Genomic DNA, 12,299 nt, shown 5'->3' on the forward strand with positions numbered 1-12,299 from the left:
TTGGATGTCCTTTACTGGATCAGAGGCCGACTGCGACCTTGACGGCATCGAGACCGGGCTTGCCGTCGATCGTCGTCACGCCGGCAAGCCAGGGTGTCATAGCCTCCGGATGCGCCTTCAGCCAAGCGGTTGCCGCCGTCTTCGCATCCTCGCCGCCGAGGATCGAACCCATCAGCGAATTTTCCATGCCGATGTCGAAGGTCAGATTGTGGAACAATTTCGCCGCGTTCGGGCAGGCGGCCGCCCAGCCCGTGCGTGCCAGCGTGTAGACCTGTGCGCCGCCGTAGTCCGGACCGAAATAGGCGTCGCCGCCTGCGAGATAGGCAATCTGGAAACGCTCATTCATCGGATGCGGCGCCCAGGCGAGGAAAACGATCGCTTGCTTGTCCTTGCCGGCGCGCTCGACCTGCGACAGCATCGCCTGCTCGCTCGATTCCACCAATTCCCAGCCCTTTAGGCCGAAATCGTTGGCATCGATCATCTTCTGGATATTGGCATTGGCCGGCGCGCCGGGTTCGATGCCGTAGATCTTGTGGTCGAATTCGTCGGCATGCTTCTGCAGGTCGGCAAAATTCTTGACGCCCTTGTCGGCGACATAGGTCGGAACGGCGAGGGTGAATTTCGCGCCCTGAAGATTGCGGTTCAGCACTTCGATGGCTTTGGCCTTGTTGAGGTCGTCGACGAAAGCCTTCTGCGCCGGCATCCAATTGCCGAGGAAGACGTCGGTTTCGCCGGTCTTCATCGATTGATAGCCGATCGGCACGGAAAGCGTCTTGATGTCCGGCTCATAGCCGAGCGCGCCGAGCAGCACGCCCGTGACGCCGTTGGTCGAGGTGATGTCGGTCCAACCGGGATCGGACAGATGGATGGTGCGGCAGGCATCGCCATCGGCCCTGGCGATGCCGGCGAACGAAAATGCGGAAAGGAGCGCGCCGACAGCAAGCCGGCCGATAGTAGAAATTCGCATGATGACAGTTCCCTTTATATTTGCTCATTTTATTGAACATCACTAGCATTCGGCCTGTGAAGCGGGCTTTTTTCGATGGATGGTAAAAGGAATTTCTATGGCTGAGCGGCCCGTGGACCTCGGATGGCTGCGGATTTTTGTCGAGGTAGGGCGCTCGGGCAGCCTATCGTCCGCGGCGGCAAGCCTCGGGCTGACCCAGCCGGCGGTCAGCTATCAGATCCGGCGGATCGAGGAGCAGATGGGCGTGACGCTCTTTCATCGCCAGCATCGCGGTGTTGAACTGTCCCCGGAAGGTCGCCGCCTATTCGAGGTCGTGGAGAAGGCGGTTGGCGGCGTCGATTCACTGGTGCGCAGCTTTCGCGCCGAGGCGCAGCGGCCGACAGTGCGGCTTCGGACCGATTATGCCTTCTCGGCGCTATGGCTGATCCCCCGTATGCATCGGTTTCGTCTCCTTCATCCGGAGCTGGATATTCAGATCGTCGCGACGCAGCGACAGGAGCGTGGCCATGCGGAAAGCGACGACGTCGCCGTCGTCTTTGGCGCACGGGAGGAGTTCGGGCCGGAAGCCTTATTGTTGTTGCCTGAGAGGGTGGCGCCGATCTGTGCGCAGGGCTTCGTCGACAAATACGGTCCTTTCAGCGATCCAAGCCGCCTGGCGCAAGCGACGCTTGTGCATCTGGACACGGAAACACCGTCGCCCTGGTTCGATTGGAAGAGCTATTTCGCCGCACTTGGCATCAGCCGCGACAGCTATGCCGGCCATGGCGATCTGCGGTTCAACACCTATTCACTGGTCGTTCAGGCAGCGATCGGTGAGCAGGGATTGGCGCTCGGCTGGATGGGACTGGTGGATTCGCTGCTGGCCGGGCGCATGCTGGTGACCGCCGGTCCGGTGCTGGACGGATCGAACCGCGGCTATTGGCTTCTGCCGCCAAAGTCGCAGAGCATGCATGCGGAACAGTTGACGGAATGGCTCGTCAGGGAAGCGGCGGCTATGTAGCCGGTGCCCGTCACTCTGCCCGCAGATCCGCGAGGAAAGTATCGCACCAGCGCGAAACATCGTTTTCCAGCAGATGGTCCATCATGCCGCGCCAGCGTTCACGCCGTTCTTCCAGCGGCATATTGATGCCCCGCGCCAAGGCATTTGCCGTGCCGTCGACGTCATAGGGGTTGACCAGCAAGGCGCCTTTCAGTTCGCGCGCCGATCCGGCAAAACGCGAGAGCACCAGCACGCCGGGATCGTCCGGATCCTGCGCCGCCACATATTCCTTGGCGACGAGGTTCATGCCGTCGCGCAGCGGCGTCACCAGGCCGACTTTCGCCAGCCGGTAGAGGCCGGCCAGCACCGGACGGCTGATCGAGCGGTTGATATAGCGGATCGGCACCCAGTCGACGGTGCCGATCGCGCCGTTGACCCGGCCGGCCTGCTCGGCGACGGCATGCTGCATCGCCTCGTATTCGGGCACTTCCGAGCGCGATTTCGGCGTGATCTGCAGATAGGTGACGCGGCGCTGATGGGCTGGATTGTTAACGATGAAACGCTCGAATGCGTCGATGCGCTGCGTGATCCCTTTGGAGTAATCGAGCCGGTCGACGCCGATGATCAGGTCGCGGCCTTCGATGCTTTGCTGCGCCTTGCGCACCATGCTGTGGGCTGCGGCCTTGCGGGCGAAGGCGGCGAAGGCCGCGGTCTCGATGCCGATCGAATAGGCACCGCCGCGGAAGTTGTGGCCGTGAGCACTGAAATGGCCGGGACTGTTTTCGACCCCCATGCATTCGCGCTTCAGGCAGCCGGCGAAATTTTCCAGATCGTATTTGGTCTGGAAGCCGAGGAGGTCATAGGACGAGAGGCCCCGCATGATTTCTTCGTGCACGGGCATGGTGAAGAGCACGTCGGCCGGCGGCCAGGGAATGTGCAGGAAGAAACCGATGCGGTTCTTGAACCCCATTTGCCTCAGCTCCGCCGCCAGCGGGATGAGGTGGTAGTCATGCACCCAGATGATATCGTCGGGCTCAACCAGCGGCGCCAGCCGATGGGCGAAGAAACGATTGACGCGGAAATAGCTGGCCATTTCCTTGCGGCCATATTCGGCCAGGTCCAGCCGGTAGTGGCAGATCGGCCAGAGCACGCGATTTGCGAAGCCTTGGTAATATTCCTCGACATCGGTCTGGGTGAGATCGGTCAGCGCGTAGGTGATATTGCCGTCTTCAGTCAGCACCAGCGGTTCGGGCTCGACATCGCCGCTCGATTTGCCCGACCAGCCCATCCACACGCCGCCGCGTTCGGCAAGGGCAGCTTGCAGCGCCACGGCAAGCCCGCCGGCCGCCGCCGCACCTTGGTTGTCAGGGACGGAAACGCGGTTGGAAACGATGATGAGACGACTCACGGAATGCTCCTTTCGAGAGGGCCGCGGCGGTAGGCCGAAATGACCAAAAAATGATTATTTGGCTAGCGCTGCGAGTATCTCTCTTAAACGCGCGGGCGAGGGAATGGATGCGCGTGCCAGCGTCTTGCCGCTGGGCGGGCCGACGCGCACGGATTGACCGCCGAGGCGGTTGGCGACCGCGAACATGGTCTCGTCGGTGACGTCGTCACCGATCGCGAGCGGCCGCCGCCCGTTGAAGGGGGGCTCGTTGAGAAAGGCTTCGACGGCATGTCCTTTGCTCGCATGCGCGGGGCAAATTTCGACCACGAGCTTGCCGTGCTGCAGGATCCAGTCCGGGCCGGCTTCCTGCAGATAGCGCTGCATCGCTTCGGCAACGTCGGCTTGGCGCTCGGGTGCCAGCCGGTAGTGAACGGCGACCGCAGCCCCCTTATCTTCGACAAGAACGCCGGGCCAGGCCTCGACCTCCCGCGTGATCATGCGCTTCATCTCCTGGAAGGCGGGCGGGATCAGCGCGCGCCGCAAGCGTCCTGCCGCATCGCGCCGTTCGGCGCCGTGCAGGCCGGCGACGGAGAAGTGGAAGGGAGTAAACAGAGGATCCACAAAGCCAACCCCGCGCCCGGTCACCAGCGCCAGCGCACCGCCGAGCTGGCGGGAGAGCGTCTGAAGCACAAAGGGCAGGGACGGAGGTACGACTATCGCGTCCGGGGTCTCCGCGAGATCGAGCAGCGTTCCGTCTATGTCGAGGAACAGCGCCCATTCGTCAGGATACAATGAGAGTGCGGTGAGCGCCGGCTCATTCGACGGCGCGGGTTCGGCTTCACCCTGTTCGGGCTGTTCCTTGTAAGTCATGGAAGCTTAGCTATGGCGCGCGTTCCGTTCGGCAAGAGAAAAACGACCACACGAAAACGTTTATTCCCGGAAAGAGAGCCCGAAGCGCCGCGATATCGGCAACCGATAGATGCAAAAAAGGGCCGCGCGAAGCGACCCTTCCATGAGTTTTGGCCCGTAACTGGCCTGAAGCGAAGACGCTTCCGGAAGGCTCGATCAGAGCGAGGGCTGCCTCGCAACGCTCACAACCATTTCCATGCCTGATACGCGGACCGAAATCTCACTAGACATTGGATCACCTTCCTTTCGCTACGTTGACGATATGCCTAACGTAACTCAAATTTTGCTGAATTCAAGAGTGCAGAGGGCGAGACGCTTCACTCTTCGTGTCGCATTGAAACCCAAGGCTTCGTTCAACTTTTGCGTGATATTGATTGCGGCAGTTGGCAGTGAAAGCAGCGCCTGTCCGTGCCAGCGGGCAGGATCGGGGAAGATGGGCAACCTCGACCGTGGCGATCGGCCTCGCCGTCAACAAGGAGGTGAGCTATGTGGTTTCCACTTAGCATCACGTTTCGCATAAGAAAAACCCGGACTAGCTGGCAGCTTGAAGTCCGGGTAGCTTTCTAACAGCGAAATAGAGAGGGGTGGGCTGCAACCTGCCCCTCACTCCAGGAATATAGGCCAAGCCGACATTTTCATCAAGCTAGGCAGCGAGAGGCCGAAAAAGCCGATTCGAAGCAGGCATGGTCACAAAAGAATAATGCTGCGACGCCGAAATGTGATCGGACGGCGTGTCAAGAATCTGTCACCTTCAACCATCAATCCTTGGTAAATTAAGAGTTTATTACCTATTCCGCATAAACAATCGTCCTTGATTTTGACATTCTCCCGCGGGACAGGAAGCAAGCGGGAATTGGAGCGAAAGACGCATGTGTCGCTGGGCAGCCTATCGTGGAGACCCCCTCTATCTGGAGGAGCTGGTGTCTTCGCCTGCCCACTCCCTCATCGAACAATCCCATTGCGCAACGCGCGCCAAGACGGCGACTAACGGCGACGGATTCGGCATTGCCTGGTATGGCGACCGGCCGGAGCCGGGCCGTTATCGTGACATCCTTCCGGCTTGGTCCGATTGCAATCTGAAGAGCTTGGCACGGCAGATCCGTTCATCGCTCTTTCTCGCCCACGTCCGCGCCGCAACCGGCGGCGGTACGCGGCGCGACAATTGCCACCCGTTCGTCTACGAGAACTGGTCCTTCCAGCACAACGGGCAGATTTCCAATTTCGACCGTTTGCGCCGGCCGATGGAAACGATGCTCGATGATCAGCTTTTCCATGCCCGTGGCGGCACAACCGATTCCGAACTCATGTTCCTGCTGGCGCTGCAATTCGGTCTTGCAACCAATCCGTTCGCCGCGATCGCGGAAACCATTGGTTTTGTCGAGGGCCTGTCGGTGCATCTGACCGGCTCGGCACTGGTGCGCTTCACGGCCGCTTTTTCCGATGGCAAGTCGCTGCATGCGGTGCGCTACGCCACCGACCGCAAGGCGCCGACGCTTTACGCCTCGCCTGTCGGCATCGGCTATTGCCTCGTCTCCGAGCCGCTGAACGACGATATCGATGCCTGGACGGAAATTCCGGATGGCAGCGCCGTATTGATCGACGATATGGGCGTTCACATCACGCCCTTCCAGCCGGAAAAGCGCGCATCCTCCGCCGGACCGCAGACGCCCGTCACGATCCCTGCTTGAACTGTTCGGCAATCAAAGCTGCCAGACGCGCCGCCACTTCGTCCTTGTCGAGATCGGGCCATTGCTCCACGCCGTCATGGCGGATGAGTTTCACGTTGTTGCGCGTGCCGCCCATGATACCGGTTGCCGGCGAGACATCGTTGGCGACGATCATATCGGCACCCTTACGTTCCAGCTTCGCCCTGGCATTCGCCTCCACATCCTGCGTTTCGGCCGCAAAGCCGATGACGAGTTTCGGCCGCTGCGTGTGATGGCCGACGGTTTTCAGGATGTCGGGATTTTCCGTGAGCGCCAGTGTCGGAATGGATTCGCCCGGATGTTTCTTGATCTTCTGATCGGCGGCAGAGGCGACGCGCCAGTCGGCGACAGCCGCGACCATTACGGCAATATCGGCCGGAAGGGCTGAAAGCACGGCATCGCGCATTTCCTCCGCCCGCTCGACATGAACAACATGCATGCCCATCGGATCGGGGATCGAGACAGGCCCGGAAACGAGCGTGACATCGGCCCCGAGGGCGGCAAGCGCCGAGGCAATGGCATGGCCTTGCCGGCCGGAGGACCGGTTGGCGATATAGCGTACGGGGTCGATCGGCTCATGCGTCGGACCCGACGTGACGACGGCCTTTCTGCCGGCGAGTGGCCTTGCACCGTCGTCCAGTCGCATTTCGGCGGCAGCGACGATCTCCAGTGGCTGGGCCATGCGGCCGGTGCCGGCCTCCTTGCTTTCGGCCATTTCGCCCGCCATCGGGCCAACGAAGCGGATGCCGTCGCCCCTCAAGATCTCGATGTTGCGCTTCGTCGCCGGATGCGCCCACATCTTCGGATTCATGGCAGGCGCTGCGAGCACCGGCCGATCGGTCGCGAGCAGCACGGTCGACGCAAGGTCGTCGGCCAAGCCATTGGCCATCTTGGCCAAGAGATCGGCCGTTGCCGGCGCAATGAGCACCAGATCGCAGTCGCGCGCCAGCCTGATATGGCCGACATCCTGCTCGTCCTGTCGGGAAAACAGGTCGGTGAAGACATGGTCGGCGGCAAGTGCGCCGACGGCAAGCGGCGTGATGAATTCCTGTGCCCCCGATGTCATGATCGGACGGACGGTGGCGCCGCGTTCGCGCAGTCGCCGGATGAGGTCGAGGCTCTTATAGGCCGCGATGCCCCCGGAAATGATGAGAAGGATGCGTTTTCCCGCGAGAACCATGGCCCGAACCCGTCGCCTGTTTTTATGCTCATGAACCTAAGCCTTTGGCGCACAATAGGCAATCGGCTCTGATGGTCAGCCGAGAATGTCGACACAGAAGTCGATGAAGGCACGCACCTTTGCCGGCACGTGATGGCGGGACGGGTAGAAGGCATAAAGCGGATAAAGCTCGTCCTTCCAGTCGGGGAAAAGGTCGACAAGCTCTCCGCGCTCCAGAAAATCCGCAATGCCAAGCGTGAAGACTTGGGCGATGCCGAGGCCCGCAAGACAGGTTCCCAACGTCGTCCCGGCGTCATTGACCAGGATGCGGCCGCGCGTCTCGACGGGGATGACCTTGCGCCCGCGCCGGAATTCCCATTCGAATGCGCGCCCGGTGCGCGGATCCTGATAATGGATACAGAGATGGTTCGCGACGTCGGCCGGCGTTTTCGGCCTGCCATAGCGCTCGATATAGGCGGGTGCTGCGACCGTGATCACGCGGGTTTCGAGAAGCAGCCGGGCGATCAGGGAGGTTTGCGGCGGCTCGCCGAAGCGCAGGGCGACATCTATGCCGTCGGCTACGAGATCGCCGATCGCGTTGCGGGTCAGGATTTCGATCTGCAGCTCGGGATAGCGATCGAGGAAGGCGCCGAGGCGCGGCGCCAAGATGAGGCGAGAGAAATAGGGATCGACATTGATACGCAGGCGGCCACGCACGGATTGGGCGACGCCGGCTACCGTCGTGGCGGCCTCCTCGATGCCGCCGAGCAGCGGCACCACCTGCTCGTAGAAACGAGCCCCATCATCCGTCAGCCGCAGCGCTCGCGTCGTGCGGTCCAGCAGGCGCACGCCGATGCGCGCCTCCAGCCGCGAAACTGCCCGGCTGACCCCGGAGGGCGTGAGGCCAAGCACTTCCGCCGCCCGCACGAAGCTGCCGCCTTCCACTACGGCTGCCAGCACGCTGACGCCATTCAGCAATCGTCCGTCGAACATCGTTCCATCCATGATTTTCCGTCAGCAATCATGGAGGGGCGGTACATTTCAGTCAAAGTCTTTCGAATGCGGAAAGGCCGCGGAGAAGCTCCGCAGCCTCGCTTCAGTCACCCCGGGGTTCGGATCTCGGCGAGTGCTCGTTCCGCCTCGATTACGTGCGCGTGATCGAGGCGCCGCCATCGACCAGCGATGCAGTACCGGTGACGAAGCTCGCATCGTCGGAGGCGAGGTAGAGGACCGAGCGGGCAAGCTCGTCGGGGCCAGCGACACGCTTCAGCGCATGCAGATTGGTGACGAAGCCCTGCTTGTCGGGGGTATCGTTCATCTCGCGATACATGTCCGTATCGACCGCGCCCGGCAGCACGGCATTGACGCGGACATTCCGCGGGCCGAATTCGGCAGCGAGTGCCTGGGTCAGACCGATCAGGCCGGACTTGCTGGCGGCATAGGCGGCAACGCCGGGGAAGGCAAAGCTGTAGCCCACAAAGGTCGACGTGAAGATCACCGAACCACCGCCATGCTTGACCATTTCACCGATCTGGTGCTTTGCCGCAAGGAACGAAGCGGTGAGGTTGATTGCCAATGTGTCGGCAAAGCCTGCCTCCGAAACCTCGGTGCTCGGGCCGGCTTCGCCCAGCGTGCCGGCATTGTTGAAGGCGATGTCGAGTTTGCCGTAGCGCTCGACGGCGAGGGCGACCAGCGCCTTGTGATAATCTTCAGAACGCACATCGCCGGCGAGTGCGGCAGCTTCGCCGCCCGCGGCTTTGATTTCCCCGACAAGGCTTTCCAATTCCGGCTGGCGACGGGCGCCGACGATAACCTTGGCGCCTTCGGCAGCAAAGAGTTTCGCTGTAGCGCGCCCGATGCCCGAGCTTGCACCGGTGACGATTGCGACTTTTCCATTCAAGCGGTTCATTGTTCCATCTCCTGTGTGAGGACGTGTCTGTTGTTCCGTCCGATGCAAAGAGAATGGTGTTTTTCGATCGTTCGGATTAGTCTTTAAATCATGGAATTCGAATTCGGGATTGCCGAACGATGCTCAAGATTGAAGGAATCGCTGCTTTTGTGGCCATAGCCGAAGCGGGATCGATCAGCGAAGCGGCGCGCCGTTTGCGCCTGTCGAAATCCGTCGTGAGCGAGCGGTTGGCGGAGATGGAGAAGACGCTCGGCGCCACGCTGCTGCATCGCACGACCCGCAAGCTGACGTTGACGGAAGACGGTGCCGCTTTCCTGGAGCGCGCCTCGCGGATTGTGCATGAGGTGCGGGAGGCAGCGGCCGATCTCGCCGAACGGCGTGGCACATTGGCAGGCCCCTTGCGCATCGCCGCCCCCGTCACCTTCGGCCGCATGCATCTCGGTCCGGCGCTCTATCCTTTCCTGGCCGATCACCCCGAAATCGAACTGACACTCGATCTCGACGACCGTCGTGTCGATGCCTCTTCGGACGGTTATGACGCCATCATCCGTCACGGGCCGATTGCCGATTCACGCCTCGTTGCCTGGAAACTCGCCCCCAGCCGCCGGCTTCTCGTGGCATCGCCGGACTATCTCGCCCGCAATGGCTCACCGACTTCGCTGGCGGACCTCGGCGATCACCGGGGGATTTTCTACACCAACCGCGGTGTGGCCGATTGGCGCTTCCAGGGGCCGGAGGGTCCAGTGGTCATCAGGGGCAAGCTGGCGCTCGGTATCAACAATGGCGACGTATCCCGCGATGCGGCCATCGCCGGTCTCGGCATCGCGCTGCTGCCGACCTTCATCGCCGGTCCGGCGATCAACGAGGGGCTGCTCGTCGAAATCGATGTCGGCTACAGGCCGGAGGGCGAATTCATCTTCATGGCACATCCGGAGGGGCGCAATCCCTCGGCAAAGCTGCGCGCCATCGCCGATCATCTGAAGAAGACATTCGGCAATCCGCCCTATTGGGATCCTATTGGATAGTCAGCCGATCAGGCTCATCAGATTGGCCGCAACCGGCGAGCGCTGCGCCTTGAGGATGGCGAGCCCAAGGCGCGCCACCAGTGGCGGCCCGTCGATCGGGCGATAGGCGACGCCGTCGAGCTTGATCTGCGCGATCGAGGCCGGAACGATGGAGACCCCGAGATTGGCGGCGACGAGATTGACGACGGAAGGGATCTGCGGCGCTTCCTGCGTCACCACCAGTTCGAAACCGGCATCGCGGCAGGCGGCGACGATATCGTCATAGAGGCTCAGTCCCACCATGCGCGGGAAGAGGATGAAGGGCTCGTTTGCCAGCGCGGCGACCTGCACGCGGTCCTTGCCTGCAAGAGGATGATGGGCAGGCAGCGCGATCACCATCGGCTCGTCGGCGAAGCGCTTGAGCCGGACGTCGTGCGGATCTTCCAGGCCGGGTCGAATGAAGGCGGCGTCGATTTCGCCGCGCATCAGCCGTTCCATCAGCGCATTGGTATTCATCTCGGTCAGCGACAGGCGCACCGCCGGCCAGCGGTTGCGGAATTCGCGAATAGTGGCGCTGACGATCGTGTTGAAGGCCGAGGATGCGGTGAAGCCGAGCGACAGGCGGCCGATCTCGCCGCGATTGGCGCGCTGGGCGGCGAGCTTTGCCTTTTCCGCTGCATCCACGGCGGCCTTCGCTTCGGCAAGGAAGGCCTCGCCTGCTGCCGTCAGTTCCGCCCCGTGTGGAACACGATGGAAGAGCGCTGCGCCCACCTCGTTTTCGAGATCGCGGATCTGCTGGCTGAGCGGCGGCTGGCCGATACCGAGTTTGGCGGCTGCGCGGGTGAAATTCCCTTCCTCCGCCAGCGCCAGAAAATAGCGGATATGACGTAGCTCCATCGCTATCTCCAAAACATATTGAGATCGTCTGTTCCATATATTGGACTAATGAGGCGCACCTGACTAGATTTGCGGGCAAGAAAGGTTGTGTGCCTCATGTCCCGCGCCGTGCAACAGCAAGAACTCACCGTCTCAGAAGCCTCCTCCCGCCCCGAATTGACGCTTGTCGAAACCGAGCCGAAGCTCGAGATTCGCCAATTCCTGACGCGGGGTACGCCCGCGTTCAAGCGAGCGACCATTGGGCTGTTCCTCTCCGGTTTTGCGACCTTTTCGCTGCTTTATTGCGTGCAGCCGCTGATGCCGATCTTTTCCGAGGATTTTGGCGTGACGCCGGCTGCAAGTTCGCTGTCGCTGTCTCTCTCGACCGGCTTTCTCGCCTTCGCGATCTTCTGCGCCGCCGCCGTTTCCGAAAATCTCGGCCGACGCAGCCTGATGTTCTTTTCGCTGCTGGGTGCCGCCCTGTGCACGATCGCCTGCGCAATTGCGCCGAACTGGCAGATGCTGTTGATCTTTCGCGCACTGGAAGGTTTCCTGCTCGGCGGCGTGCCTGCGGTCGCTATGACCTATCTGGCGGAAGAGATCGATCCGCGCGGCCTTGGCGGCGCCATGGGACTCTATATCGCCGGCAACGCCTTCGGCGGCATGGCCGGCCGTGTCGTGACGGGCACGATCGCCGAATTCTTCACCTGGCGTCCGGCGCTTGCCGCCGTCGGCGTGCTCGGGCTGATGGCTGCCACCGGTTTCCTGCTTTTGCTGCCGCCGTCGCGCAATTTCACGCCGCGCAAGGGATTTGACATCGCTTTCCATGTCAGGGCCTGGGCGGGGCATTTCCGCAATCCGGCGTTGCCACTGCTCTTTGCCATTGGTTTCCTGGTCATGGGCTCCTTCGTCACGGTCTATAACTATGCCGGATTCCGGCTGGTGGCCGATCCCTATGATCTCAGCCAGACCGAACTTGGCCTGATCTTCACCGCCTATCTCTTTGGTATCGTCGCCTCCTGGGTGGCGGGTCTCCTTGGCGACCGCGTCGGTCATTTCGTCGTGCTGCCCGCCGGCGTGTTGGTTGCCGCCCTTGGCGCGGCGACTACGCTCGCTACGCCGCTGCCCTTGGTCATTCTCGGCATCATCTTGGTGACCATCGGCTTCTTCGTCACCCATTCGGTCGCCAGCGCACTGGTCGGGCGCTTGGCCCGCGGAGCCAAGGGCCATGCCTCGTCGCTCTATCTGCTGGCCTATTATCTCGGCTCCAGCATTGCCGGTTCCGTCGGTGGTTATTTCTGGCTTGCCGACGGCTGGTCCGCTGTGGTTGCCTTCATCCTCGCCATGCTGGCCATCTGCCTCGTGGCCGCGTTCGGAGTGGCTAGGCTGGCGCACCGCTGAGC

General features: G+C 61.9%; 11 protein-coding genes. 4 read left to right on the plus strand and 7 right to left on the minus strand.

The annotated features are described in order from the left end of the window. Nucleotides 1-19: 19 nt before the first annotated feature. Nucleotides 20-970 (minus strand): choline ABC transporter substrate-binding protein, encoded by a 951-nt coding sequence (locus QA648_RS19175; protein WP_283051428.1) that lies wholly within the window; start codon nt 968-970, stop codon nt 20-22. Nucleotides 971-1,064: 94 nt separating this feature from the next. Between QA648_RS19175 and QA648_RS19180 the strand changes: the two genes are divergently transcribed. Continuing rightward, complete coding sequence (locus QA648_RS19180) at nt 1,065-1,967, plus strand: LysR family transcriptional regulator (RefSeq protein ID WP_283048760.1); 903 nt, start codon at nt 1,065-1,067, stop codon at nt 1,965-1,967. A gap of 10 nt (nt 1,968-1,977) precedes the next feature. On the opposite strand, the gene otsA is transcribed toward QA648_RS19180, so the two are convergent. Then, nucleotides 1,978-3,354 (minus strand): alpha,alpha-trehalose-phosphate synthase (UDP-forming), encoded by a 1,377-nt coding sequence (gene otsA / locus QA648_RS19185; protein ID WP_283048761.1) that lies wholly within the window; start codon nt 3,352-3,354, stop codon nt 1,978-1,980. A 54-nt stretch (nt 3,355-3,408) separates the two neighbouring features. Continuing rightward, nucleotides 3,409-4,203 carry a trehalose-phosphatase gene (otsB, locus tag QA648_RS19190; RefSeq protein WP_283048762.1) on the minus strand — a complete coding sequence of 265 codons (795 nt, stop codon included), beginning with the start codon at nt 4,201-4,203 and terminating at the stop codon, nt 3,409-3,411. A 908-nt stretch (nt 4,204-5,111) separates the two neighbouring features. Between otsB and QA648_RS19195 the strand changes: the two genes are divergently transcribed. Next, on the plus strand, nt 5,112-5,930 hold the full coding sequence (locus QA648_RS19195; RefSeq protein ID WP_283048763.1) for a class II glutamine amidotransferase: 819 nt from the start codon (nt 5,112-5,114) through the stop codon (nt 5,928-5,930). On the opposite strand, the gene coaBC is transcribed toward QA648_RS19195, so the two are convergent. The 3 genes from coaBC to QA648_RS19210 all read right to left on the minus strand — a co-directional run bounded on the left by coaBC (nt 5,914) and on the right by QA648_RS19210 (nt 9,016). After that, entirely contained in the window at nt 5,914-7,128 is a 1,215-nt protein-coding gene (gene coaBC / locus QA648_RS19200) for a bifunctional phosphopantothenoylcysteine decarboxylase/phosphopantothenate--cysteine ligase CoaBC (RefSeq protein ID WP_283048764.1), read from the minus strand. The genes QA648_RS19195 and coaBC overlap by 17 nt on opposite strands. 75 nt (nt 7,129-7,203) lie before the next feature. After that, nucleotides 7,204-8,100 carry a LysR family transcriptional regulator gene (locus QA648_RS19205; protein WP_283048765.1) on the minus strand — a complete coding sequence of 299 codons (897 nt, stop codon included), beginning with the start codon at nt 8,098-8,100 and terminating at the stop codon, nt 7,204-7,206. A 151-nt stretch (nt 8,101-8,251) separates the two neighbouring features. Beyond that, nucleotides 8,252-9,016, minus strand: coding sequence for an SDR family oxidoreductase (locus QA648_RS19210; protein WP_283048766.1), 765 nt, complete (start codon nt 9,014-9,016; stop codon nt 8,252-8,254). A 119-nt stretch (nt 9,017-9,135) separates the two neighbouring features. On the opposite strand from QA648_RS19210, the gene QA648_RS19215 reads away from it, so the two are divergent. Next, complete coding sequence (locus QA648_RS19215) at nt 9,136-10,041, plus strand: LysR family transcriptional regulator (RefSeq protein WP_283048768.1); 906 nt, start codon at nt 9,136-9,138, stop codon at nt 10,039-10,041. On the opposite strand, the gene QA648_RS19220 is transcribed toward QA648_RS19215, so the two are convergent. Then, nucleotides 10,042-10,917 carry a LysR family transcriptional regulator gene (locus QA648_RS19220; protein ID WP_104821780.1) on the minus strand — a complete coding sequence of 292 codons (876 nt, stop codon included), beginning with the start codon at nt 10,915-10,917 and terminating at the stop codon, nt 10,042-10,044. It abuts the gene before it with no gap. Nucleotides 10,918-11,013: 96 nt separating this feature from the next. Between QA648_RS19220 and QA648_RS19225 the strand changes: the two genes are divergently transcribed. Then, complete coding sequence (locus tag QA648_RS19225; protein ID WP_283048771.1) at nt 11,014-12,297, plus strand: MFS transporter; 1,284 nt, start codon at nt 11,014-11,016, stop codon at nt 12,295-12,297. Nucleotides 12,298-12,299 lie beyond the last annotated feature (2 nt).

This window comes from Rhizobium sp. CB3171 (assembly GCF_029714265.1).
In the GTDB taxonomy this organism is placed as follows: Bacteria; Pseudomonadota; Alphaproteobacteria; order Rhizobiales; family Rhizobiaceae; genus Rhizobium.

Excerpts from the sequence above, each read along its gene's own strand:
- otsB (WP_283048762.1), bottom strand. The coding sequence starts at position 4,203 with ATGACTTACAAGGAACAGCCCGAACAGGGTGAAGCCGAACCCGCGCCG.
- QA648_RS19225 (WP_283048771.1), top strand. The coding sequence starts at position 11,014 with ATGTCCCGCGCCGTGCAACAGCAAGAACTCACCGTCTCAGAAGCCTCC.
- QA648_RS19215 (WP_283048768.1), top strand. The coding sequence starts at position 9,136 with ATGCTCAAGATTGAAGGAATCGCTGCTTTTGTGGCCATAGCCGAAGCG.
- QA648_RS19180 (WP_283048760.1), top strand. The coding sequence starts at position 1,065 with ATGGCTGAGCGGCCCGTGGACCTCGGATGGCTGCGGATTTTTGTCGAG.
- QA648_RS19195 (WP_283048763.1), top strand. The coding sequence starts at position 5,112 with ATGTGTCGCTGGGCAGCCTATCGTGGAGACCCCCTCTATCTGGAGGAG.
- coaBC (WP_283048764.1), bottom strand. The coding sequence starts at position 7,128 with ATGGTTCTCGCGGGAAAACGCATCCTTCTCATCATTTCCGGGGGCATC.
- QA648_RS19205 (WP_283048765.1), bottom strand. The coding sequence starts at position 8,100 with ATGTTCGACGGACGATTGCTGAATGGCGTCAGCGTGCTGGCAGCCGTA.
- QA648_RS19220 (WP_104821780.1), bottom strand. The coding sequence starts at position 10,917 with ATGGAGCTACGTCATATCCGCTATTTTCTGGCGCTGGCGGAGGAAGGG.
- QA648_RS19210 (WP_283048766.1), bottom strand. The coding sequence starts at position 9,016 with ATGAACCGCTTGAATGGAAAAGTCGCAATCGTCACCGGTGCAAGCTCG.